The organism is Mesorhizobium calcicola (assembly GCF_042682105.1).
Classification (GTDB): Bacteria; Pseudomonadota; Alphaproteobacteria; order Rhizobiales; family Rhizobiaceae; genus Mesorhizobium; species Mesorhizobium calcicola.
The window spans coordinates 82,778-105,850 of record NZ_JBHUGY010000074.1 but is presented as its reverse complement, the minus strand read 5'-3'; the positions used below and the strand labels follow the sequence as shown (position 1 = coordinate 105,850).

Genomic DNA, 23,073 nt, shown 5'->3' with positions numbered 1-23,073 from the left:
AATCCTAGCGAGAAGACTGACTTCCCCTTATTGGTTCAAGGTGAACGTCCACAGGCTTTTCCGGGCTGAAGACGTCGACCGTGGCGCGGTGCTGTCCCGCGGTCATACGACGGGATGCTCGCAATGGCCTGGGTCGGATCCTCGCTAGATGCCTTGATATCGTGCGACAGGTGAAGTCGGTGCCAAACACGAAACGCATGACGGGTCCAAACGTCGTGGTCGATACATGCCCTACGAAATACAACCCGGGAATGGACGATTCGAAGTTCGCGGACAGCGTCGGAGTTTTTCCGACAAGACGCAGCTGTTCAACAATTGAAGAGCTTAAGAAAGGAAAACGATGCACGTCGGCCTTGTATCCGGTCGCCGCGATTATGTGATCTGCCTCAACGACTTGAGTGTCGCCGTCCACGGATAGCAATTTTAACTGTACTCCATGCTCTGACACTCTCACCGCCTGCGGCGAGCATCCCATATGCAGAGGAACAGTTGCCGCCCGATCCTTCATTGGCGCCCCTCCCGAAGGCGAGGGGAATTTTTCTGCCATTTCAAGTCGATAGGACTCGGGGAAATATCGAAAGAGCCAAGGTAAGTCCGCGAACAGTCGATGCTTCCAACCCGGGCCAATACCAGATACGGGGCGGGCTAGACTGCTCAGCACCGGGAACGAGCCCCCCCATCGGCCACTGTAAATGATGGCCCGCTTGCGCGAGATAAGCTGAACGTCTACCCGCGCTTCGTTCAAGAGCACCGCTATATCTATTGCCGATGCTCCGCTTCCGATTACCGCGACACGCTGCCCCTGGAATCTCTCAAGGTCGTGAACATCAGCCGCATGCGACAGCCTATCGCTGGGCAATTGGGAAAACAGCTCGGGGACATGGCGAAAATGGGTCAGGCCCGTTGCGATCACCACTTTGTGCGTCCTGAAGGATAGTCCGCTCTTCATACGAAGATCGAAGCCTTCTGGAACTGGAATCAAGGAGACGAGTTCCTCGTCTTCCACATCCGGCACGCAGCTTTTTTGGAACGCCACCCCGTAGGCGGCGAATGTTTCCAAAGGAATCGGGAGATCCAAATGCTCATAGGGGCTGCCGTGTTCGATGCAGAATTGCCTAAGAGTAAAAGCCTGCTCGGGATCAGAGAGGTTTGATGCGAACCCGGCGGATTTGAGCAGCATGCCTTTCGGCATCTTGCTCTTCCAACTCTCCATCGGGCGGCCGATTATCCGGTAATCAACGCCCAGTCCGCGTAAGTGCGCTGCTACCGACAGTCCATAGGGGCCAGCACCGATAACGGTCACGTCGCACAATTAACAGCACCTCCCGTTGGTCCTCGCCTGCCGAAGGGGCGAACCTGCCTGCCGATTGTCCAGGAGCCTGCCTCCAATCCTTAATGCAGAGTGGGGCTCCTCCGTTGGTCGGCCCTTCGAGCCACGGCCTCTTTCATGTTCGTAGCAATGGTCCCTAGCACCCGCCTGGCACCGCGCAGCTTTGCCTCGATCCGGCGCTCTGGACTGTCCCTGCCTATTGCGATCCACTTCATGGAATGCTCCGTATTGGCCAGGTGAGACTTATGCCCGGCGGAGCCTGCCAGAAAATCGTAGCCGCGCTCCCCGCGTCCGATGCTGTCCTCAATAGCCAGCACATGGCTGACAAGTCCGGGCTTGAGCCGGCCGTCGCGCTCATAGAGAAAGCCGCTTTGGTAGTTGTAAACACGGCCGTCGTGCACGAAATTGTACAGGATCCCGATTGTCTGGTCCCCAGCCAACGTCCGTGAGATGCGGACGGTCCCGGTGGGAACTCCGAGTGCAATGAGCTCCTCGTGAAATCGACGGAAGCTCGGATTGGCAAACGCTCCCTTGCGTCCCCACCGCGCCTGATGAAGTTCGGCGAGCAAATCAAACGCGGCGAGCGCCTCCGATGTCACTTCCATGGTCCGGAACGCAATGGGGCCGCGTTCAGCATATAACCGCATGGCACGGCTTACCGCCTGCCGAGTATTGCGGCCCAACGTGGCGCGGAAATTTCCGCCTTTCTGGAGGACTTTGGCGAAATCAATCCACCGCGCCGTATCGTCCGCTCTCACATCGGTAAGGAGCCCGGCCCGGCCCGCGGTGCGACAAGCTGCCAACTCAAAGTCCGGATCAATTCCGGAGAGCACTAGCTGGTCAGAGTAGCGCAAGTGATGCGCCAAGGCCTCGAGGCATGCCACCCTGGTGGCATCGGCCAGGGATCGCTCCGCAAGAATGTTGTTGTACTCGATGAACAATCGATCGAAACGAACATCTCCGGTTTCATTGAGCAGCCAGCGCGCCCGCGCGTGCGGCCCGAAACTCCAGGCCCTCCGCCGGCAAATAATCGCCAATCCAACGATCCGGCTTGACGTCCGAGCGACCAGAACATGTGGTTGCGCGGCCCCCGGCAGATGCCGCAGCCAAGTTCCGATCCAGAGCCAGGACAGATAGAATGAGTGAGGTGCTCGCGCTTCGAGCTCCTTCCAAATGGTCTCGAGTCTCGCGATGTCCGGCAAGGTCTCCACGGTAACGTCGATGACTGTATCCTGGCTCATGTCTTGTTCTACTGAAGCCACACGATAGGGTTCGGCGCCGACAGCTGAGACATCAAGAACTCCTGACATGCACCCCATCTTCCTGATCCTTCAGGGTTTGTCCTGTTTGGAGAAGTCTCGTATCGCCAGCGCGAGAAGTGAAGACCCTATTCCTGACTACTCACGGCGAGCAGTCCATGCCAATATTCCGAGCCCCTGAGCGGATGCTCGTTCGTGAAGCGGCTCAAGCTGTCGGTGAGCAGTCGTTTCGCTTCCCACTTCGTCCCGACGAGTTCATCCACGCGGACCAGGCCGTGCAGACCAGTCTCTTGCCGGGCATCAATTCGGACCAATCCTTTGCTCCGCCACCTCGCGGCCAGGCCCTTTGGGAGTGCACGTCGGCGAGCACTCGCTGGTCCGCGACGAGGTCGGGAACGGCGAACCGCCCAGCTCTCTTGGCTCGCCCGCGATGATGTTGACGAGGTCGCCCGGCTGCAACAGGGTCATCCCGTCGGACTCGATGCTGACCGGCCCGGCTGCCGATTGGCGCACGATTTGATAGGTTACGCTGTTCGCGTCCTTCGCAAACTGGGCGCGGGTCTCCGGCAACGCGTACAGGACGCCTTCGCTGGCGTTCAACTCGCGCGCATTAGCCGCGATCTGGCTCTCCGTGGACTCGATCTCGACCTCCAGATCGTTCCTAAGGTCGGCCCGGGTCTGCAACGCCTCAGCCTCCAGCGAAGCAAGGCGCTGCTTGGCCATCGCGTACTGGTTGAGGGCGTCCTGCCGACGCTGTTCCGCGTCGGACAATTCGCTCCGGACCTGATCCATCACCGTCTGGCTGAGAACGTTGCGGTCCACGAGCGTGCGCATGCTGTTGACGCGCTCCTGGCGCAGCTTGACGAGTTCGTCGAGCGAGTCCATGTGCCCATACGCGGCAACATCCTGCCTGGCCTCGTCCAGTGCACGCAGGATCGTGCGCTCGCGATCTTTGCGGGCCGTGGCGACGGGCTTGCGCCGGTCGCTCTGCTCGTTGACGAGGTTGGCGGCTTCGGTTGCGCCGGCCAGCTCCAGCAACTGGCGCGGAATCGCGGGCGCGGTACCGTCGCGCTCGGCTTTCAGAACTGCCTCGCGCGCGAGCAACTTCGACATTGCATCGATCGCCCCGCTCCGCTTCTGCGTTTCGCGCACGGCTTCGATCTTCTGCCACGGCTCGCTCGCGCCCCGGTCGAGCCCGCCGGCCAGCGCTATGGCGTGCAGGATCGTCATGCCGGACGCGTACTTGAACGAGCCTGGATTCTTGACTGGCCCCAGTACGTAGATGGGCGAGCGCTCCAGCGACAGGATGTTGACCAGCCCCTTGCGACCCAGCAGCTGTTCGAAGGTTTCTGCCAGGTCGGCCTGTACCTGTTGTCTCGACCGGTTGGCGACCGGAATGGAGCCAAGCAAGGGCACGGAAATCGTGCCGTCGTCCTGGACAGCATACTCGCCGCTCAGTTCCGGTCGCTGCAGGATGCCGCTCAGGGCCGAGACCGAGGATGCCCCCCCCCACTTGTCTTCCTCGACGTCGACGCGCTCGTAGAACACGACCTTGAGACGGTCGCCGATGCCGAACAGGCTTCCGGTTGGCACGCCAGGCGCCGTGCTGATGGTTTTGGGGCGCTCGGCACTGGTGGGGACGGCAGGAGCGGCGATCCTTTCGGCCAACGTCGCGGCCGACGCATCCGTTCCCGACACCATCGCCCGGGAGGGTTCGGCCTTGGCTTGAACCGGTTGATCTTGCCAGCTGTCGACAGCAGCGGACACCTTCTGCGCCACTGCTCCGGAGACATCCTCAACCTTCAGCGCCACGGCTCCGGAAACATCTTCGACCTTCCGCGCCACGGCACCGGAGACGTCCTCGACCTTCTGCGCCACGGCTCTGGAAGCAACCTCGACGGCATCCCAGTTTTTGACCGCGCCCCCTCCCAGGGCGGTGACTCCAGAGAGCCCAAGGACAAGCAGGGTGGCCTTCATTCCCCTGTGGCCAGCCGCCTGTGGCGAGGGAGTGACCGGCTCGGAATTGTAACCTGTGGCCATGGCGCGTGGCTTTCACCTTTCAATGGTGGCCATCCCGTGTGGCCATCCCGTCCCGAACTGGTCGAGGCATGGGCCGACGAGCAAGACCCTCCCTTATCGTGACCCTTCACCGCCAGCGGCACAACTATCCCTTTGTGGGCACTCCTTCCGGATAAAGTTCCGGATAAAGCAGGAGAACCATCTCTGATGGCAAAAGGCGATCGCAGTGCGAGCTGCGCCGCATTTCCCTGGCCCTCACCCCAATTCGCCACTGCCAGCTGCGGCGCGTTGCGCCAGCTGCTGAAGCGCGGGGCGTTGGTCAGGATCAGCGTGTGTGACCTCAAGATTGCGTTCGCCTCGACGCATCCAACGCCACGATGGCGCCGGGCCCCGCCGCCCGCATCATGCCTTCCCCAAGGCTACAGGCTTGAGAAACCGGATAGGTATCGAGGATGCCGCCCCTACGCCTAAAGAGGGTATACTGGTGTAGGGTTTTCCTGGCGTAACGTTAAAAAAATATGCGGTTGGCGCGCAGAGCGCCTTACCGGGCGCGTTGGGGAAGCTACGATGACAAAACAATCTTTTACAACGGTGATTGTCGGGCCGAGCGAGTTACTCCGAGAAGGCCTTGGCCGAATCCTGGATGCAGCAAAGTTTCGTACTCTTTTCTCTGCTGCGTGTGTTCACGATCTTCTGCAGAAGCCGCTGCCCCGGCAGCGGCCCATCCTGCTCATCATGGACGTCGGCGGTACCGATGCAGACGCTGAATTCGCACAAATTGCTGACTTTAAAGCGATTTATCCGAACAGTCATGTCGTTGCGCTGGCCGATCACTGTCTGTCGAGCGATATAGTTTCAGCTTTTCGGGCGGGCGCTGACGCATATTTGACAAAGGTCGCCGCTCCCGACACTTTCATCAAAGCTCTCGAATTGGTTATGCTTGGGCAGGCAGTGTTACCTGTGGAGAATTCGATATTTATTCGAGATATAGGGAATGAGCTAAAATATGAGTCGATGACTAATGATTTGAAAAGAATAGATGTAAAAGTGGATAATATGGAGCAAGAACTTTCCATATTATCAAACAGGGAAAAATGTATTCTACGTTGCTTGATCGAAGGGGAGTCCAATAAAACCATCGCGCGCGAGATTAGGATCGCCGAAGCCACGGTGAAGGTACACGTCAAGGCGATCCTTCGAAAGATTCGGGTTCGCAACCGTACGCAGGCTGCGGTTTGGGCGATGAACCATGGTGTGCTCACTCCCGCGTCTGATAATGGCCCGTCAGGGACCGAAAAGATGGCGACTAAGCCCTCTCACTATCCGCAAGATCTATTTGAAGCACAAAAGGGGTACCACCTTCTTGAGAACACTCATCCGGTGTGACCGCTTTATTCGGGCTGATGCATTCACTTGCCCTGATGCGAGGCACCGCGATCAAGAACGCGTGGGTTCAAATCACCCCGGCGATGCTCACAAAGAGGTGGGGTGGAGACGGATCGCGATGGGCGCATGACGATGTAGGTGTCCAGACGAGTTGTTGACCCACTCCAGGCTCGATACCCGGCAGGATCACTGGAGATCAACCAGCTGAATTGGAAACGTCTTCCGCGATCATCTGGGGCTCGAATACGAGATACCGAAATACGACGGCGACCTTTGCCAACCGGAGGCGTACGTGCCCGCTTGCGGCCGACGTATTGGAACGCAAGCGCTTCCGGACGCAACGCCGCAAGACCTGGTTCGACCGTGAGACACTCGAGCTCTGGAGGTTACACATTAAGTCGCGAAAGGCGGTGGATTGTGAGTAAAAAAGCTTGACTCACTGGCGATCTCCTAAGAGCCTTGCGTATCATCCTCGTGTGAGACGTTTGCGGGAAAGACAGGTACAGAAGCAGTCATTCAAGCTAACGGATTTTTTACTATCCATTTTGGAGTTGAGGGGACTTATCAAGGTGGGCAAAGCAAAAATTGCTCCTGGATTTTCGCTCAACGAAGCCCGAATTGGAACGGTCGAGGGCGGAGAATCCGGCCTCCTGGTCTGGAAATTCGACCAATTGGTTGCGGTCCTTACTCGGATCGACGAGGAAGCCTACTCCACGAAGGGCCAATGGTTCCTCGAGACAGGCTTTGGCTTGCTGAGCGGGCAGCACAAGCATTTCGATACGATCGAGGAAGCCGTAAGCTGGGTGGGCGGCTACACCTTCCCCGATCCTGCTCCCGCTGATTGATCGGCGGATTCGCGGCGGCGATGCGGACGGCCGCGTGAAATTGTGCCCCTGAAGGGCCTCTCGGAGCAACGAACCACACCGAAGTGAGGCCGGCTCTCGGATGCCATTCACTGCAAGTCTCGCGACTTACTTGGGATCACTTTCAGCCAGTGCTCGTTCCGCGAAGAGATCCTTGACCTTGCAGGCGACTTCCGTGCGGTTGGCCGCCTTCAGCTTCTTCATGATATTTCGGATGTGGACCTTCACGGTGCTTTCGCGCAGGTTCAGTTCGTAGGCGATGATCTTGTTCGCCTTGCCATGCAGCAGCGCTTGGGCGACCTCGGCCTGCCTAAGCGTGAACAATCCCGTCAAAGCTTGCCTGTTGCAACTGCCTGGATCTATCAGATGCCGCATCGACAAGACGCTGCTCGCTGGAACGAAGATACCTCCAACTGCCGCGAGGTTGATTGCTTCGACACACACATCGATCCCTACCGAGGTCGGAATGTAGCCACGTGCGCCGCATTCGAGAGCCGTCAGTATCTGTGCGAGGTCTTCGTTGTCGGCCAGGATAATGACGGGGATTGATCTGAACCCGGACGCTATATGCCTGATCTCGTCTGCCACGCCATGATCGGTCGCCTTCCGGCCGCCAAGGTTGAAGAGTATGGCGACAAGGGGAGGGAACGAGCTCTTCCTCACGCGCCATTGTTCGATCGAACCCATTGCGGCCACTACCATGCCGAGTTCGTGGTCCACGAGGGCCGATGCGAGACATTCGCGGTCTAAAGCTCTTCCATCCAGGATAAGAAGGCATTCCTTACGAGGAACATTTTTTATTCCGCTGGATCGAACTCCTAACTGATTGGCCGAAGTGTAATTCTGCAGTCCTGTAACGCCACCCATACTACCCACCCTTTTCCAACACTGGCAGCCTTGCGGCCAACATAACTCCTTTCTTCTCGCCTCCCTTCAGCGAGAACGGCTTGGGTAGCTTAGAGGCTATTTATAAGCAGTCTCTAACATAAGTTAATTTTCGGTAAATTTCGGGTACGGAACGCCGTCGTCTCCTGACCCAAAGACACCGCAATCCGCCCGAAGGCACAGGGAATGGCGCCAATTAGGAACGCCGGCTCAAGCGAGCAGTCGAGCGAGGATCGGCAGTGCCTGCGGTAAACGCGAATTCCTGAACTTGAGATGCTGGCTCGGTGCAGATGCGTCTCGTGACGCTTGCACTACCTGGCGGCCAGTTTTAAGTGGTGCGCGGCCGACGGTGGCGGTATCGGACATGGCGATCCATTCCTTTGCGCATACGGGACGAATGGGGGTGAGTTCCACCAGACCGATGCGCTGCCGCTTAGGCCCGCAGCGAGGTCGACGCGAACGAGCCACGCAACGGTTGAACGGAGTCGGAGGGATAATTTTACCTGAGGTACTCTTTGTCGAATCCGGCTGTTTCGACCAGCTTCTTGCGATTTATCACCTCTACATGGCCTGCCTTGAAAGAGACGAGATCGGCCTTGCGAAGTTCCCTCAACGTCCGGTTGACGTGGACGGTGGTCATTCCGAGGATGTCCGCCAGTTCGTGCTGGGTAAGGGGACACTCATATCTTCCATGGTCCGACAGGCCAACTTTGGAGAGTCTCTCCTCCAGCTCGAGCAGAAAATGGGCGGTGCGGCTCATCGCGTTCCGCCGTCCGACATTCACGAGATGTTCGGCAAGGATGGCGTTCAGCCGGGCCAGGGAGCAGGCGATCTTGTTCCCGAGGCGACCGTCCGACAAGACGGCATCGATCAGTGCTTTCCTGGAAATTTCATAAACAGCCAGTTCGGTTATGGACGCCAGCGACGCGAAACGGGGTCCGTCCACGAAGCGGAACCCGACAATGTCTCCCCCGAGAGGAGTGTCGATGATCTGCCGTTCTCCATCGAGTAGTCCGCGGTAAAGGATGGCCCAACCCGATTTTAGGATGAATATCGTGTCGTCGTTGTCATCCTGGCGGCATATGACTGAATGGGGTTTGTAAATTTTGGGCGAAACATCGAGAAAATCGTTGGTTCCCCAACCGTTTTTCAACAATGTCGCCCCTGCGGGATGCGTGCGCATAAACTGCGACAGCGTTTGCATGAAGGTTCGCGAGTCCGCCCTAATCTCCGCACAACCTACAATAGCCGCTCCCGGAAAGCCAGTTATGCGAAGCTTGTTCCATGGTCGGCCGGAGCGTTTCGATGGATGCTGCATTGCGCGGCATGTCCGAGCCGGCAAAATTGGCCCTCAAGTCCGCGCATAAATCGCAGGCCCTTCGACAGGGCGGCGAACACCAACCGGACCCTATGAACCGCCTTCAGATCTTCATGCATGACGACCCGGGCCTCCATATCCGCACGCAGCCAGGGCAGTACGCGGCGCAGACATGCTTCCATGATGCATCACGGATAGAAAGGTCGCATACAAATCCCAGTTGGGAGGAGCCGTCATGGTCATTTTTTTCGAAGCGCTGGTTATGTTGCGACGATAGACTCGAAGCCGAATGCCGGGCAATGTCCCTGCATCATTGATTTTTTTGAGGTATTTGAACTGTGACCAGTAGCGCCATTCTGCCGGGCTCGCGCTCTTCCTCTTCGCCATTCGCCGTCACAGGCGTTCCACGTATTCTGCTTCGTCTTGAGGGATTGGCGGCTATCGGTGCGGCTGTATGGGCGTACCAGCTGTACGGCGGCGGCTGGGGCTGGTTTGCCGCATTGCTTCTGGTGCCAGACTTTTCGATGTTTGCCTATCTCGCCGGCCCGCGCGCCGGTGCAATCGCCTACAACGCGGTCCATACCTATGTCGGACCTTGTCTGCTGGCCGCGCTGGCCTGGGCGACTCATGCATCCTGGTTCGCCAGCCTGGCACTGATCTGGATCGCGCATATCGGTATTGATCGTGCGCTGGGCTATGGCCTCAAATATGCGACTGCGTTTTCCGACACCCATCTCGGCCGCATCGGCCGGGCGCCAAACAGCGTGACGTGACGGACATCCAGGGATCACGCCGTCGACGCGGTAACCCGTGAAGACGCCGCCCAGGTTTCCGCGATGGCGACGATTGCGGCGTTGATCGGTCCGCTCGGGATCGCCGGCATGATCGAAGCGTCGACGACAAAGACGTTGTCGAAGCCATTCAGCCGCAAGTCGGGGTCGACGACGGCGCCGGCATCGCCACCCATCCGACATGTGCCAGCCGGATGATGATGGGTGGAGGCAGCCCTGGCGATGAAGGCATCGAGCTCGTCGTCGGACTGAGCCGATGCACCCGGCAGGACTTCCGCATCGCGCCATTCGTCCAGCGCCGCATGGTGGCCGACCATGCGCGCCCGCTTCAAGGCCATCCTGAAGACCGCGCGGTCGTGTTCGGTTTCGAGATAATGCGGGTCGATCACCGGCGCATCGTTGCGGCCGGGCCCGCCCGGTGCGATGCGCCCGCGGCTTGTCGGATGGGTGACGCCGCACAGGATTGTGAAGGCGGAGCCGTAGCGCGGGGCATTCAGGCCCTCGGCCGCTGACGGAGCGACGACGCAGGCGAGCACGATGTCGGGACTTCCCGTGGAACGGGTCGGGTCGTCGCTGTGCAGGTACATCAGTGATTCGGAGTGCTGCAGGCGGGACGGCGGCACCGGCTTTTTCGTGCTATAGACATTTCCAAGAGCCAGCAGATGGTCCTGCAGGTTGCGGCCGACGTCGCGTCGGTCGGCAAGGCAGCGTATCCCCGCCTGCTTCAGAGTATCCGGACAACCAATGCCCGACCGCATCAGGATGAGCGGCGTGGATACGGCGCCGGCGCAAAGAACAATCCGGTCGGCGCAGAGCGTTCTGGTCTCACCTTCGCAAACCACAGTCACGCCCGTGACCTTGTGGCCGTTCAGCACGAGATGCTCGACCTCGTGGCCAGCGAGCAAGGTCAGGTTCGGCCGCGCCATGACCGGCGGCGGCAGATAGGCGTCGGCGACGCTCACGCGCTTGCCGTCGCGTATGTTGAGTGAATTGGGGCTGGTGCCGGCCAGTTCGCCGCTGTTGTGGTCGCTCAGTGCGGGAGCACCCATGGCGCGCCCGGCGGCGATGTAGGTACGCACGACCGGACTGATCTCGGCGTCCGGCAGATACACGTCCAGCGGGCCGCTCCTGCCTCGTGTCGGCCCCTCGAAGGCCGTGAAGGCTTCGCTGCGGATGAAGCCCGGCAACAATCCCTGATAGGACCAGCGCTCGCCGCCGGCTTGCGCCCAGGGTTCGAAATCATCGGGATGGCCGCGTACGTAAGCCATGGCATGCAGGCAGCTCGAGCCGCCGACGATCTTGCCGCGGGGCCATGCGTGGACGCGGTTGGCCGTAAAAGGCTGCGGCACGGTCCGATAGGACCAGTCGTAGGCGCGGCCCTGGAGCATCGTCCACTTCAGCGGGTCGGCGATATCGGGATCAGCCGGCATCGTCCCGGCCTCGATCAGGCCGACCTGGCACGACCGGTCTTCACTGAGCCGACTGGCAACAACCGAGCCGGCGGATCCCGCGCCGATCACAAGCACGTCGAAATGACGGTTCAATCTGAAATTCCCCGCACGGGCTCGATGTCAGGAGATGGTACGATCACGCGGCAAAGACGCCGGCATTCGATCGTTCCATGATCTGTCTCTGCACGGACAGCAGGTGCGCGCGCATTGCGGCCTCCGCCGCTTCGGGATCGCGCTGCGAGATCGCTTCGGCGATCAGGCGATGCTCGCCGTCGCGCTGGGCGATCCGCTTGGGGCAGGTGGGAGCGGCGGTGCGCGCGACCTTCACCCGCGCATCGACCCCGACTTGGCGTAGCATCTTGTAGAATTCCGCGGCGAGATGGTTGCGGGCGGCGGCGACGATCGCGAGATGGAAGGCAAAGTCGACCTCGCCCGACGGGGCATTTTCCGGCGTGGTTGCCGCGTCGATGATCCGCGCCGTCTCGAAGGAGGAGGCGCGCAGCGACGCCAAGCGGGCAAGGCCAGGCTCCATGATCAGGCGCAATTCCAGAACCTCGATCGGGTTGGTTACCCTGACCAGTTCCTCCCCGTATCTTGGAAGGGCGGTCGGCGCCCGCCTGGCGCGCGCCGGTTTGAGATCGCCTGAATGACGCAGCACTTCAAGCGCCTTGCGAAGCTGATGGCGCTTTACGCTCAGATGTTCGGCAAGATCGCGCTCGGACGGAAGTTTGCCGCCGCCCTGTTGCAACTGGCGGACCGCGGCAATGATGTCATCGAGATCCGATGGTTCGACCTGCGGCTCGAATGCGCTCAAAACCAAATCTCCTGTCCGATCGGCAGGCGCCGACTCAACGTCCGGTTATCATATTGTGACACGAAACCTGATGGAAACGGCACTCAACCAATTCAACCAATCCTACATCCACATGCGATGGTTGACAACACCAGTTGCGCGATGGTTGACTGACTTCGTTGACGGCTGCCATCGCGGCTGTCCTTCTCCCGAGGATCACGCATGCCGGCTGGCGAAACCTTTGACTACGTCATTGTCGGCGCCGGTTCGGCCGGCTGCGTGCTGGCAAACCGGCTGAGCGAAGACCCCGCGGTTTCGGTGCTTGTGCTGGAGGCGGGGGATTGGGATCGCGATCCGATGATTCATATCCCGCTTGGCTGGGGCAAGATCCTGACCGAGCGCCGCCACGACTGGATGTATTTCTGCGAGCCCGAGGCCAATGTCGGCGGGCGCAAGGTCGAATGCGCGCGCGGCAAAGTTATCGGCGGCTCTTCCTCCACCAATGCCATGGCCTATGTGCGCGGCAATCGCGGCGATTACGATCGCTGGGCGGCAACCGGGCTGACCGACTGGTCGTTCGACAAGGTGCTCCCTTATTTCAAGAAGCAGGAGCGCTGGGAAAAGGGTGCAAGCCAGTATCGCGGGGGCAGCGGACCGCTGAACACCCAGTTCTGCCGCTACAAGGATGAACTGATCGATGCCTTCGCCACGGCCAGCCGTGATGCCGGATATCCACAGACCGACGACTACAACGGCGCCGTGCAGGAAGGTTTTGGCCGCCTGCAGATGACGATCGAAAACGGCCGCCGCTGTTCGACCGCGTCCGCCTATCTGCGGCCGGCCATGCGCCGCGGCAACGTCAAGGTGCTGACCGGCGCGATGGCGACGAAGATCCTGCTGAAGGATGGTCGCGCTACGGGCATTGCCTATACCAGGGGCGGGGCGGGGCATGAAGTTCTCGCGCGCCGCGAAGTTCTGCTCGCCGGCGGCGTCATCAACACGCCGCAGCTCATGATGCTGTCGGGGATCGGTGACAGCGCCGAACTTGCGGCCCATGGCATCGAGACGAAGCTCGATCGTCCGCAGGTCGGCAAGAATTTGCAGGACCATGTTTCGGTCATCGTGATGTATCGACGCAAGCAGCCAGGGCCATTTCTCAGGATGATGCGGGCCGATCGCATCGGCCTGGATTTCGTCAAGACCTATCTGACGGGCAAGGGGTTTTCGGGGGATGTGCCTGGCGGCGTCGTCGCGTTCCTCAAAAGCGATGCAAGCCGGCCGCTGCCGGACGTACAGCTGCTTTTCACCGCCGCACCGCTTGGGGCATGGCCCTATATGTCGCCGTTCAAGGCACCGTTCGCCGACGGCTTTGCGACGCGCATCGTCGCCGTGCAGCCGGAGAGCCGCGGCAGTGTCAACCTGGCGTCGAGCGATCCCCTCGCCGCTCCGCTGATCCATCAGAACTTCCTGTCTTCGCAGCGCGACTGGCAGTCGCTTCGCGCCGGCTTTCGTGTTGCGCGCAACCTTGCCAGCCAGCCGTCCATGGCCCCGTTCGTTGGCGCGGAATTCTTCCCCGGTCCGACATGCGAGAGCGACGACGAGATCGACGAGCATATCCGCAAGACATCGATCACCGTGCACCACCCGGCCGGCACCTGCCGCATGGGTGTCGATGCGGAATCGGTGGTCGATCCGGAATTGCGGGTGTGCGGCATTGCCGGACTGCGCACCGTGGACGCCTCCGTGATGCCGGATCTCGTCTGCGGCAACATCAATGCGGCGGTCATCATGATCGCCGAAAAGGCCGCGGATCTGATCCGCAGCCGCGCTCAACAGAGCGTGGCGGCCTGATAGTGGCGGCTGGAATGCAACCAATATCTTTTGGTTGAGACTAAAATCTGCGTTGGTTGGGCTGCCACGCGATCCCGCATGGCCGTGGCAGGTTCGGTGTGGTTTGCAGATTTGAGCATGGTTTGTGCTATTTTCGTGTCATTTCTGCCTATTTTCGAGCTTTTGCCGCTCAAGAGTGCATCTCAACCAAAAACTTTCAAATTTCGCGATTTGGGGATTGTCGAGCAAAACCAATGCGAATACGGTTGAATTGGTTTGAAGCAGTTTCTGCGTGACGAGAGGTGTCCGATATGTCCATGGCGCAACCAGCTAACGATACGCTCACCAACAAGAAAGCGGCACTCAAGGGCCTCTATGACGCCCTCTACGAAAAGAACATGTTTCCGTTCTGGGCGACGTCGGAAGGCGTCGACCATGACGAGATCAAGCAGCTGATGGCGACGTCGAAGGCCATTCCTTTCGTATGGTCCTATTCGGACATCGAGCCGCTGCTGCAGCGCGCCGCGGAATTGGTGACCATGGACGACAGCGAGCGCCGCTCGCTGATCCTGGTCAATCCTGGCCTCGCGCCCAAGCGCGCATCGGTCAGCACGATGTACACCGCCTACCGCCTGAACGATCCGGACGAGATCATGCCGCCGCACAAGCACTCGCCGAGCGCCATCCGCTTCGGCCTGACCGGCAAGGGCAACTTCACCGGCGTCGAGGGCGAGGACGTGGTCTTCGGTCCGGGCGACATGGTGCTGACGCCCAACGACGCCTGGCACAATCACGGCACGGTCGGCGGCGAGCAGGCGGTCAACCTGTCGGTGCTCGACCTGCCGCTGGTCGAGACGCTGCACGCCGTCCATTTCGATCACAAATACACCGAGATGGTCGATGGCAAGGAAGTCGAGAAGAAGGTGCAGACCGCGCGCTATCCGAGCGATTACTCGCAGCGCATCTATGGCGAGGGTGGCCTGATGCCGCGTTTCGTCGACCACAAGCGCGGCGGCGGCCTGTCGTCGCCGATGTATGTCTATCGCTGGGAGAAGATGGAAGCGGTCCTCGACGCCCACAAGGATTGGGATGGCGACCCTCATGAAGGCATCGTCGTCGATTATGTCGATCCGGTCACCGGCGGGCCGGTCTTCCGCACCATCAATTTCTACGTTCAGATGCTGCGCCCTGGCGAGAAGACCTTGCCGCAGCGCGAAACCGCCAGCCTGCTGCTGGCACCGTTCCGCGGCAACGGTCATTCGATCATCGATGGCAAGCGTTACGACTGGAACCAGTTCGACACGATCGCCATACCCGGCGGATCGTGGGTCGAACATGTCAACGGCTCGTCCAGCGAGCCGGTGATCTTCTTCGGCGCAACCGATGCGCCGACGCAGAAGGCGCTGCTCCTTTACAAGCGCTGGGGCCGCAACCAGGCCGGCGATCTGCTTCGCCTCGCCTGATCCTGGCCCTCCGGCAAGAATGTGGCGCCGCCTTGGCGGCGCGGCATCGAGAATGACGTTTCAGCAGCAAAGGCGTACGCATTTGGTTTCTGCGTTCAACACCAAGCAGATCGGTCATGTCGACTGCCCGGGCGGCGGTCAGGTCTGGGTCGACGGCAACATCCTCTATATCGGTCACATGCGTCCGCCGAGCGGCACGACGCTGGTCGATATTTCCGACCCGCGCAATCCGCGCAAGATAACCACGATCGATGTCCCGCCGGGTTGGCACTCGCACAAGGTGCGCGCCAAGGACGGGCTGATGATCATCAACCACGAGCGCTTCGGCAATGCCGGCCCGGCCGATTTCGGTGGCGGCCTGGCGCTCTACGACACGACACGACCGGCAGAGCCGAAGCTCATCTCGAAGTGGATGACGGGCGGCCATGGCGTGCATCGCTATGACTATGACGGCCGCTACGCCTATATCTCGCCAACCGCCGACGGCTATGTCGGCAACATCGTGATGATTCTCGACCTGATCGATCCGGTACACCCGGTCGAGGTCGGGCGCTGGTGGATATCCGGCCAGTGGACCGGCGGTGGCGAAGAGTATCCGTGGCATGACTATGTCTCGCCGCGCTGCCACCATCCGCTGCGCATGGGCGACAGGCTCTATGTCAGCTACTGGCATCACGGCCTGTTCATCCTCGACATTTCGGACATCACCAGGCCGAAGCTGGTCTCGCACGTCAATTCGAGCCCGAGCTTTCCGCATCCCACCCACACATGCCTGCCCATCCCGCAATTGCTCAAGGGTCGCAACATCATGGTGGTGGCGGACGAGGATGTCGCCAAACTCCGACCTTCGGCGCCGGCCTTTACCTGGATTTACGATATCACCGACGAGACGAACCCGTTGCCGATCTCGACGTTCCAGGTGCCGGGCCTCGACCCGGACGGCGCACCGCAACCGCCGATGACGGGCTGCCATCAGCCTTCCGAACGGTTCAATGGAACCGTCATTCCCTTTGCGTGGTTCGCGCAGGGGCTGCGACTGGTCGATATCGCCGACCCGTTCGCGCCAAAGGAAGTCGGCCATTTCATGCCCGACGCGCCGGAAGGCGCCGAGCGCTCCTCGTCCAACGACGTGACCATCGATGACCGCGGCATCGTCTACCTGATCGATCGCATCCGTGGCGTCGACATCATCGAAACCAGCGTTCTCTAGGGGGATATGTTGAGCGACAGCACACGAAAATCCGCCAGCCACTACGCCATCGGCAACAAGAATCCGAACCTGCCGTTTCATCCGGCGGTGCGTGCCGGTGATTTCATCTTCGTCTCGGGCCAGGTGCCGAAGGACGAGAACAACAACATGATCAGCGGCACGATCGAGGAAGAGACGCTGGCCACGCTGAAAACCATCGCGCGCGTCATCGCGCATGAAGGCGCAACGCTGTCCGATGTCGTCCGGATCACCACCTATCTCGAGGATACGCGCGATTTCGGCCGCTACAACAAGGCCTTCCTCGAAGGAATCGGCGACGCCGTCCTGGCGCGCACGACCGTCGAGGCAAAGGCGGTCATCAACACCAAGATCGAAATGGACGCCATCGTCTACAAGCCGCTGCCGGCTGCCAGGTAGGCCTTGGACACAATCGAGGAGACGACATGTACAGGCTCTTAGGCCGCCAGACATCAGGCAACGTCCAGAAGGTGCTCTTCATGCTCGAGGAGCTTGGCGCCGCGTATACGCGCGAGGACTACGGCCGCCAGTTCGAGAACACGCAGACGGCGGAATACAAGGCGCTCAACCCGACCTCCAAGGTCCCGACGCTGGTCGACGGCAGCACCGTGATCTGGGAGTCCAACACCATCCTGCGCTATCTCGCGGCATCCGGCGGCGAACATTTGCATGGCGCCACGCCGGCAGAAAAGACCGAGGTCGAGCGCTGGATGGATTTCCTGCTGGCGGCGGTCAATCCCGGCTATCTGGCAGCCTTCAAGGGCGCCAAGCTGACACCCGAGGAACAGACCGCGGAATACAAGGAACAGGTGAAGGATCTTGTGGCGCAGCTCAGGATCGTCGACGGCCACCTGGCCGGCAAGGACTTCCTGGCACTCGGCAAGCTGACCCTTGCCGACATCGCCTGCGCGCCGATCCTGAAGCGCTGCGTCGACTTCAAGATCGACCGGCCGTCGATGCCCAGTCTGGAGCGCTGGGTGGCCGCGATCGCCGCCCGGCCGGCCTTCAAGGCGGCAACCGCCGCTGCCTCGGCAAAGGCGGCGTGATGATCAAGCGCGCCGCTCTCATCGGATTGGGGACGATGGGTCCGGGCATCGCCGCGCGGCTTTCGCGCGGCGGGCTCGATGTCACGGCGTATGATGTTTCGCAGGCGGCGGTCGAGCGTGCCCGCGGCATGCTTGATCTTGCCGGCGGCGTGCTCGACCGTCTCGACATCAAGGCGCCCGGGACAGGCGCCGGCAGTGTGCGTTTCGTCGAGACGATCGCCGAGGCCGTCGACGGCGCCGAGCTGGTCATCGAGAATGTGCCGGAGAATATCGACATCAAGGCGCAGGCCTATCGTGACATCGATCCGCTGATCGGCCCGTCGGTCATCGTCGCGTCCGACACGTCGGGCATCCCGATCACCAAGCTGCAGGCGCATATCTCGCACCCCGAGCGGATGGTCGGCATGCACTGGTCGAACCCACCGCACATCATACCGATGATCGAGGTGATCGGCGGCGAGAAGACCGCGCCTGAAACCGTGGCGACGATCCGCGACCTCATTCGCTCGCTTGGCCTGCTGCCGGTGGTGGTGAAAAAGGATGTTCCGGGCTTCGTCGAGAACCGCATCCTCTACGCGTTGCTGCGCGAGGCGGTCGACCTCGTCGAGCGCGGTGTCATCGAGCCGGAAGATCTCGACACCTGCGTGTCGTGGGGCATCGGCTACAAGATCGCCGTCATCGGCCCGATGGCGCTGCTCGATATGGCGGGCCTCGATATCTACAAATCGGTCTCGTCCTTCCTGAATGCCGATCTCTCCAATCGCGACGATGTCGCGCCACTGGTGCTGGAGAAGACCGCCGCGTCGAAGTTCGGCATCAAATCGGGCGAGGGCATGTTCTCCTACACGCCTGAGCAGACAAAGGCGCTGCAAGGCGAACGGGCGCGCAAGCTCGTCGCGGTACGGCGCATCCTGGAAGGCCGGGAGTAGCCAATGTCTCATCGCACGCACGAGGTTGGCCGGGTCGGGGAGTTCCGGTTGATCAATTGCGCGAAGCGTGCCTTTGCGGGCCAGACGCTGAGGGTGCGGCCGACGACAACGCGCGGGGCGACAAACCATGCGCATTGAGACCATTCGCGCGGCCGGCGACAGGCCTGCCCATATCCGCCATGACGATCTGATCTTGGCCAAAGGCGTTTCGGTGGTCATGGCCCGGCAACTGATCCTCCAGAACATCGATCTCGCGGTGCCGAAGGGATCGTTTGTCTCCCTGATCGGCCCTTCCGGTTGCGGGAAGAGCACCTTGCTCAAGGTGCTGGCCGGGCTGGTGCAGCCGAGCCAGGGCGGCGTTTCGATCGGAGGGCTGGCGCCGGCCGAGGCGGCCCGCAAGCGGATGATCGGCCTCGTCTTCCAGGACGCCAATCTGCTGCCGTGGAAGAACGCCGTCGACAATGCCTCGATGCTGCTGGGTATCGCCGACAAGTCGCTGTCGCGCTCGGACTTGCGGGCGCGCGGGCAGGAGATGCTGGAACTGGTGGGACTGGGCGATTCCGCCCACAAGCGCCCCAACGAACTGTCGGGTGGCATGCGGCAGCGGGTCGCCATCGCACGAGCCCTGGCGCTCGATCCGGCGGTGCTGCTGATGGACGAGCCGTTCGGCGCGCTTGACGCCATCACCCGCGACGCGATGGGCCAATCGCTGCTGGAGATCTGGCAGCGCACCGGCAAGACCATCGTGCTCGTCACCCATTCCATCGATGAGGCCATTCACCTGTCCCGCCATGTTCATGTGCTGGGGATCAAGCCGGGGCGGATCACCGAGAGCCTCGACATTGCATTGCCTTATCCACGCGACCTGTCGGTCACGGAAAATCCTGAGTTCGTCAGGTTGGTGGTTCAGTTGCGGACGATGCTGCGCTCCAGCCATCAACCGGGAGGCACATCTTGAGCGAGCAACCGATCACGGGTCTCTCCGAGCCGCGGCTCGTCTCGAACTGGAGCGCCGCGACGGGCGGTTGGCTTCCGGCGGTCATCCTCCTGCTGGCGACAATCGCGGTGTGGGAAGCCGCCGTGCGGATCTTTGCCATATCCGCTTTCATCATTCCCGCTCCGTCCGAGATCGCGCGATCGCTGGTCGCGCAATGGGGCACGCTGATGCAGGCGACCCTGGTGACGGCAGGCGAGATCCTGTTCGGCTTCCTGGTCTCGGTCGTGGTCGGCATTGCCATTGCGCTGGTCATTGTCCGCTTCGACTGGCTGGGGCGCGCGCTGTACCCGCTGGTGGTGCTGTTCCAGAACGTGCCCAAGGTGGCACTCGCGCCGATCTTCATCCTCTGGTTCGGCTATGGGCTCGCGCCCAAGATCGGCCTGATCCTGGTCATCGCCTTCTTCCCGGTGACACTGTCGATGCTGGCGGGCATGCAATCGGTCGACCGCTCGCTGCTGTCGCTGATGAATTCGGTCGGCGCCAGCCCGACGCAGATCCTGTTCAGGATCCGCGTTCCGCACTCGCTGCCGAACCTGATGGCCGGAACCAAGATCGCCGCCACCTTGAGTGTGATCGGCGCCATCGTCGGCGAATTTGCCGGCGCTTCGGACGGTCTCGGCTACGTCATCCAGTTCGCTTCGACCCAGCTCGATACGGCGCTGGTCTTTGCGGCGCTGCTGCTCGTTTCCGTGCTCGGCATCGCCTTCTACTACGCGGCCGAAATTCTCGAACGAATCGTGGTGCCGTGGGCGCCGAAATTCAGCCAGTCCTAGGCCCGCTCGATCAACCAACGTCATAAAAAGGGGAACAAAAAATGCTGAGACGCTCACTTATCAAGGCAGTTGTCGTTGCCATGGCTGTCGGTGTGCTTGGCTTCTCGAACGCGGCTCTGGCGGCCGACAAGGTCAACGTCCAGCTCGACTGGGTGGTGCGCGGCAATCACGCCATGTTCTTCGTCGGCAAGGAAAAAGGCTTCTTCGCCAAGAACGACATCGATGTGGCCGAGATCCGCAAGGGCTCCGGTTCGCCCGACGCAATGCGGCTGGTGGGCAATGCGAACGCCGATTTCGGCTTCGGCGATCTTCCCACGCTCGCCGTTGCACGCTCGCAGAATGTTCCGGTCGTGGCGCTGGCCGCCGTCAATCAGCACTCGCCGCTGGGCATCATTTCGCTGGCCAAGACGTTGAAGCTGGCAAAGCCGTCCGATCTCAAGGGCCTGACCATCGGCATTCATCCGGCCGGATCAACCTATATCTTCTTCAAGGGCTTCCTCGCCGCCAACGGCCTGACCGAAAAGGACATGACGCTGAACAGCGTCTCGCCGCCCTATGAGAGCTACCTGCTTCTCGGCCGGGTTCAGACGGTCGTGGGTTATGTCGACGCAGAGGTTCCAGAACTCGAGGCCAAGGCCGGCGGCCCCGGCTCGCTCAGCATCATGATGGGGGCGGACCACGGCTGGAAGGCCTATGGCTCGGGCCTGTTCACCTCGCAGACGATGATCAAGGACAAGCCGGACGTCGTGCGCCGCTTCGTCAAAGCCTACAGGGAGGCCTTCGACTATGTCGTGGCTCATCCGGACGAGGCCGCCGAGATCACCGCCAAGGCAGCGCCCGGCTATGCTGAGAAGAAGGATGTGCTGCTGGCGCAGATCAACGCCGACATCGCATCGACGTTCAACAGCCCCGACACCAAGGAACACGGTCTCGGCTGGATGACGAAGACGCAGTGGGAGGAAACTTTGAAGACGCTAACGGATCAGGGCGTGCTCAAGGCGGCGTTGTCGGCGGACGATGTCTTCACCGACGCATTCCTGGCAAAAGAATAAGGCGCGCGCGGTGTTCGAACGGACGCATCGATGAGCGCCTATCGGCAGGCCAGACTGTCCTGCGCCATGGCGCAGGACACGGCACGCTCGCCTTTCGCCGCGTCGGCGCGGTCCAGCGCGATCTGCACGCGGGTGGCATATGCGCGGCCCGACAGCCCGCACCAAAGCCGCTCGACGGGCAGGTTCTCGCGCTTGTCGTTGAGGATCGTGAAGGTGCCGGTCTTCGGATCGAACCTGAATTCGACGCGGGCGCTTGCGCCCGGTTCGACCGTTGCGATCTCCGCCGAATACCAGTGGGCGAAGTCGGCGTTGCAGGACAAGCCTTCGCTGCCCGCATTCGAAATCGTCAGCGGCACCATGTCGAGCCCGTCGGTGCCCGTGCGGACGATGACATGGTGCAACTCAACCGCGTTGGCGAAGGAGGAGAACGCCAGCGCCATCGGAAGGACATAACGGATCTTCACTTTGCCTGGGCTCCATATGTAATTTTCTTACGCAGTCTACCTCGCTTTCGCGCAATAACAAAAAGAATATTGATTGGCAAATCAAACAGAGAGGGTAACATGTTAAAGATTCTGAAGAGCAGTGTAAGTGCAGCTATATTGAGTGGGATCTTGATGGGCGGCGGGCTTGCCGCCGAAGTCAAGTCGATTGCTATTCTGACGCCCGAAGAAGGCACGGATTTTGGCTGGAACCAGCAAGGCATCGACGCCGCCAAGGCGGCAGGCAAAGCCGCCGGCGTCGAAGTGGTCGTGGCCCAGGGCCTCGGCTATGGCGATGTTCGTCCGACATTGCGCGAACTTGCGTCCGACGGCGCCAGCCTGCTGATTGCCCACGCCAGCGGCTACAACACCTCGGCTCCTGAAATCGCCAAGGAATTGAAAGTTCCGGTGGCGATCGTCGACACGCCGAACGGCCTGGAGAAAGACCTCGTCGCCGACTACACGCTGAGCGGTCACCAGGGCGCCTATCTCGCCGGCCGCCTCGCCGCCAAGATGTCGCGCTCCAAGTCGGTCGGCATCGTGGTGTCGGGCGAACCGCCATCATGGAATTCGCAGTCGGCGGCGTTCGCGCAAGGCGTGAAGGCGGAGAACCCGGACGTCAAGATCACCTATGCGGTGATCGGCCCGGCCGCCTATAGCGACGCGGCCGGCGGCAAGCGCGTCACCGAAAGCGTGATCGCGTCGGGCGCGGATATCATTTTCGGGCAGGGCAACGGTTCAAGCTTCGGCATGCTGCAGGCGGTCGAGACGACCAAGGCCGCCGATGGCGGCAAGGTCTATTTCATCGACGTCATCGGCGACAAATCGCCGATCGACAAGGGCTTCCTGCTGTCGTCGGTGGTGTGGAACATCGAGCCGGTCTATGCGGCGATGATTGCCGACCTGAAGGCCGACGCGTTCGGCACCAAACACTATACGATCGGCCTCCAGGACGACTCGGTCAAGCTGCTGAAGACCGCGGCGATCCCGGACAATGTCTGGACCGAAATCCAGGCGCTGCGCGAAGACGTTATTTCCGGCAAGATCAAGGTCGATCCGGTCTATGACGCGGCCGCCGTCAGGGCGCTGATGACAAGCGTCGCCCAGTAAGGCGATCAAGGTCGGCTGCCGGAGGGGTGATCCATTCACCCCTCCGGACGTTCCCATTTTCTGGTGCT

General features: G+C 61.0%; 22 protein-coding genes. 14 read left to right on the top strand and 8 right to left on the bottom strand.

The window, feature by feature from the left end; all coding sequences use genetic code 11:
- Positions 1–4 precede the first annotated feature (4 nt).
- From ACFSQT_RS36570 to ACFSQT_RS36560, 3 genes are all read right to left on the bottom strand, one after another.
- Complete coding sequence (locus tag ACFSQT_RS36570) at positions 5–1,303, bottom strand: NAD(P)-binding domain-containing protein (protein WP_379026921.1); 1,299 nt, start codon at positions 1,301–1,303, stop codon at positions 5–7.
- A gap of 89 nt (positions 1,304–1,392) precedes the next feature.
- On the bottom strand, positions 1,393–2,640 hold the full coding sequence (locus ACFSQT_RS36565; RefSeq protein ID WP_379026888.1) for a GNAT family N-acetyltransferase: 1,248 nt from the start codon (positions 2,638–2,640) through the stop codon (positions 1,393–1,395).
- Between the two features lie 249 nt (positions 2,641–2,889).
- Positions 2,890–4,566, bottom strand: a complete 1,677-nt coding sequence (locus ACFSQT_RS36560; protein ID WP_379026887.1) for a polysaccharide biosynthesis/export family protein — start codon at positions 4,564–4,566, stop codon at positions 2,890–2,892.
- A 609-nt stretch (positions 4,567–5,175) separates the two neighbouring features.
- Here ACFSQT_RS36560 and ACFSQT_RS36555 point away from each other — a divergent pair.
- Positions 5,176–5,994 (top strand): LuxR C-terminal-related transcriptional regulator, encoded by an 819-nt coding sequence (locus ACFSQT_RS36555; RefSeq protein ID WP_379026886.1) that lies wholly within the window; start codon positions 5,176–5,178, stop codon positions 5,992–5,994.
- 569 nt (positions 5,995–6,563) lie between these two features.
- Entirely contained in the window at positions 6,564–6,839 is a 276-nt protein-coding gene (locus tag ACFSQT_RS36550) for a hypothetical protein (protein ID WP_379026885.1), read from the top strand.
- Between the two features lie 126 nt (positions 6,840–6,965).
- Here ACFSQT_RS36550 and ACFSQT_RS36545 read toward each other — a convergent pair whose 3' ends face one another.
- Both ACFSQT_RS36545 and ACFSQT_RS36540 read right to left on the bottom strand, forming a co-directional pair.
- Positions 6,966–7,724 carry a LuxR C-terminal-related transcriptional regulator gene (locus ACFSQT_RS36545; RefSeq protein WP_379026884.1) on the bottom strand — a complete coding sequence of 253 codons (759 nt, stop codon included), beginning with the start codon at positions 7,722–7,724 and terminating at the stop codon, positions 6,966–6,968.
- A gap of 517 nt (positions 7,725–8,241) precedes the next feature.
- Entirely contained in the window at positions 8,242–8,946 is a 705-nt protein-coding gene (locus ACFSQT_RS36540; protein WP_379026883.1) for a Crp/Fnr family transcriptional regulator, read from the bottom strand.
- Positions 8,947–9,398: 452 nt separating this feature from the next.
- Here ACFSQT_RS36540 and ACFSQT_RS36535 point away from each other — a divergent pair, with 452 nt between their 5' ends.
- Entirely contained in the window at positions 9,399–9,833 is a 435-nt protein-coding gene (locus ACFSQT_RS36535; protein WP_379026882.1) for a DUF4260 domain-containing protein, read from the top strand.
- A 14-nt stretch (positions 9,834–9,847) separates the two neighbouring features.
- On the opposite strand, the gene ACFSQT_RS36530 is transcribed toward ACFSQT_RS36535, so the two are convergent.
- Positions 9,848–11,395, bottom strand: coding sequence for a GMC family oxidoreductase (locus ACFSQT_RS36530; RefSeq protein ID WP_379026881.1), 1,548 nt, complete (start codon positions 11,393–11,395; stop codon positions 9,848–9,850).
- 43 nt (positions 11,396–11,438) lie between these two features.
- Complete coding sequence (locus tag ACFSQT_RS36525) at positions 11,439–12,116, bottom strand: FadR/GntR family transcriptional regulator (protein WP_379026880.1); 678 nt, start codon at positions 12,114–12,116, stop codon at positions 11,439–11,441.
- Between the two features lie 201 nt (positions 12,117–12,317).
- Here ACFSQT_RS36525 and ACFSQT_RS36520 point away from each other — a divergent pair, with 201 nt between their 5' ends.
- The 10 genes from ACFSQT_RS36520 (at position 12,318) to ACFSQT_RS36475 (ending at position 21,413) form a co-directional block, all read left to right on the top strand.
- On the top strand, positions 12,318–13,946 hold the full coding sequence (locus ACFSQT_RS36520) for a GMC family oxidoreductase (RefSeq protein ID WP_379026879.1): 1,629 nt from the start codon (positions 12,318–12,320) through the stop codon (positions 13,944–13,946).
- A gap of 78 nt (positions 13,947–14,024) precedes the next feature.
- Positions 14,025–14,195 carry a hypothetical protein gene (locus ACFSQT_RS36515; protein WP_379026878.1) on the top strand — a complete coding sequence of 57 codons (171 nt, stop codon included), beginning with the start codon at positions 14,025–14,027 and terminating at the stop codon, positions 14,193–14,195.
- Between the two features lie 47 nt (positions 14,196–14,242).
- On the top strand, positions 14,243–15,388 hold the full coding sequence (locus ACFSQT_RS36510) for a cupin domain-containing protein (RefSeq protein WP_379026877.1): 1,146 nt from the start codon (positions 14,243–14,245) through the stop codon (positions 15,386–15,388).
- Positions 15,389–15,470: 82 nt separating this feature from the next.
- Positions 15,471–16,598 (top strand): LVIVD repeat-containing protein, encoded by a 1,128-nt coding sequence (locus ACFSQT_RS36505; RefSeq protein ID WP_379026876.1) that lies wholly within the window; start codon positions 15,471–15,473, stop codon positions 16,596–16,598.
- Between the two features lie 6 nt (positions 16,599–16,604).
- Positions 16,605–17,015, top strand: coding sequence for a RidA family protein (locus tag ACFSQT_RS36500; protein ID WP_379026875.1), 411 nt, complete (start codon positions 16,605–16,607; stop codon positions 17,013–17,015).
- A gap of 26 nt (positions 17,016–17,041) precedes the next feature.
- A complete protein-coding gene (locus tag ACFSQT_RS36495) occupies positions 17,042–17,662 on the top strand; it encodes a glutathione S-transferase family protein (protein ID WP_379026874.1) in 621 nt (206 codons plus the stop codon).
- Positions 17,662–18,591, top strand: a complete 930-nt coding sequence (fhmpcd1, locus tag ACFSQT_RS36490; protein WP_379026873.1) for a 5-formyl-3-hydroxy-2-methylpyridine 4-carboxylate 5-dehydrogenase — start codon at positions 17,662–17,664, stop codon at positions 18,589–18,591. The genes ACFSQT_RS36495 and fhmpcd1 overlap by 1 nt, the downstream gene beginning before the upstream one ends.
- A gap of 127 nt (positions 18,592–18,718) precedes the next feature.
- Complete coding sequence (locus tag ACFSQT_RS36485) at positions 18,719–19,549, top strand: ABC transporter ATP-binding protein (protein ID WP_379026872.1); 831 nt, start codon at positions 18,719–18,721, stop codon at positions 19,547–19,549.
- The gene (locus tag ACFSQT_RS36480; RefSeq protein WP_379026871.1) at positions 19,546–20,361 is read left to right on the top strand and encodes an ABC transporter permease; all 816 of its coding nucleotides are present in this window, start codon (positions 19,546–19,548) and stop codon (positions 20,359–20,361) included. The genes ACFSQT_RS36485 and ACFSQT_RS36480 overlap by 4 nt, the downstream gene beginning before the upstream one ends.
- Positions 20,362–20,402: 41 nt before the next feature.
- Complete coding sequence (locus tag ACFSQT_RS36475) at positions 20,403–21,413, top strand: ABC transporter substrate-binding protein (protein ID WP_379026870.1); 1,011 nt, start codon at positions 20,403–20,405, stop codon at positions 21,411–21,413.
- A 38-nt stretch (positions 21,414–21,451) separates the two neighbouring features.
- Here the strand turns inward: ACFSQT_RS36475 and ACFSQT_RS36470 are convergent, their stop codons facing one another.
- Positions 21,452–21,877 (bottom strand): hypothetical protein, encoded by a 426-nt coding sequence (locus ACFSQT_RS36470; protein WP_379026869.1) that lies wholly within the window; start codon positions 21,875–21,877, stop codon positions 21,452–21,454.
- 138 nt (positions 21,878–22,015) lie between these two features.
- On the opposite strand from ACFSQT_RS36470, the gene ACFSQT_RS36465 reads away from it, so the two are divergent.
- Positions 22,016–23,005 (top strand): putative B6 ABC transporter substrate-binding protein, encoded by a 990-nt coding sequence (locus ACFSQT_RS36465; protein ID WP_417568618.1) that lies wholly within the window; start codon positions 22,016–22,018, stop codon positions 23,003–23,005.
- The last annotated feature ends 68 nt before the right edge of the window (positions 23,006–23,073 follow it).

Bases quoted from the DNA above. Each gene is read 5' to 3' on its own strand.
- ACFSQT_RS36565 (WP_379026888.1), bottom strand. From the start codon at position 2,640: ATGTCAGGAGTTCTTGATGTCTCAGCTGTCGGCGCCGAACCCTATCGT.
- ACFSQT_RS36560 (WP_379026887.1), bottom strand. From the start codon at position 4,566: ATGAAGGCCACCCTGCTTGTCCTTGGGCTCTCTGGAGTCACCGCCCTG.
- ACFSQT_RS36555 (WP_379026886.1), top strand. From the start codon at position 5,176: ATGACAAAACAATCTTTTACAACGGTGATTGTCGGGCCGAGCGAGTTA.
- ACFSQT_RS36545 (WP_379026884.1), bottom strand. From the start codon at position 7,724: ATGGGTGGCGTTACAGGACTGCAGAATTACACTTCGGCCAATCAGTTA.
- ACFSQT_RS36540 (WP_379026883.1), bottom strand. From the start codon at position 8,946: ATGCAAACGCTGTCGCAGTTTATGCGCACGCATCCCGCAGGGGCGACA.
- ACFSQT_RS36520 (WP_379026879.1), top strand. From the start codon at position 12,318: ATGCCGGCTGGCGAAACCTTTGACTACGTCATTGTCGGCGCCGGTTCG.
- ACFSQT_RS36515 (WP_379026878.1), top strand. From the start codon at position 14,025: ATGGCCGTGGCAGGTTCGGTGTGGTTTGCAGATTTGAGCATGGTTTGT.
- ACFSQT_RS36510 (WP_379026877.1), top strand. From the start codon at position 14,243: ATGGCGCAACCAGCTAACGATACGCTCACCAACAAGAAAGCGGCACTC.
- ACFSQT_RS36500 (WP_379026875.1), top strand. From the start codon at position 16,605: ATGTTGAGCGACAGCACACGAAAATCCGCCAGCCACTACGCCATCGGC.
- ACFSQT_RS36495 (WP_379026874.1), top strand. From the start codon at position 17,042: ATGTACAGGCTCTTAGGCCGCCAGACATCAGGCAACGTCCAGAAGGTG.
- fhmpcd1 (WP_379026873.1), top strand. From the start codon at position 17,662: ATGATCAAGCGCGCCGCTCTCATCGGATTGGGGACGATGGGTCCGGGC.
- ACFSQT_RS36485 (WP_379026872.1), top strand. From the start codon at position 18,719: ATGCGCATTGAGACCATTCGCGCGGCCGGCGACAGGCCTGCCCATATC.
- ACFSQT_RS36475 (WP_379026870.1), top strand. From the start codon at position 20,403: ATGCTGAGACGCTCACTTATCAAGGCAGTTGTCGTTGCCATGGCTGTC.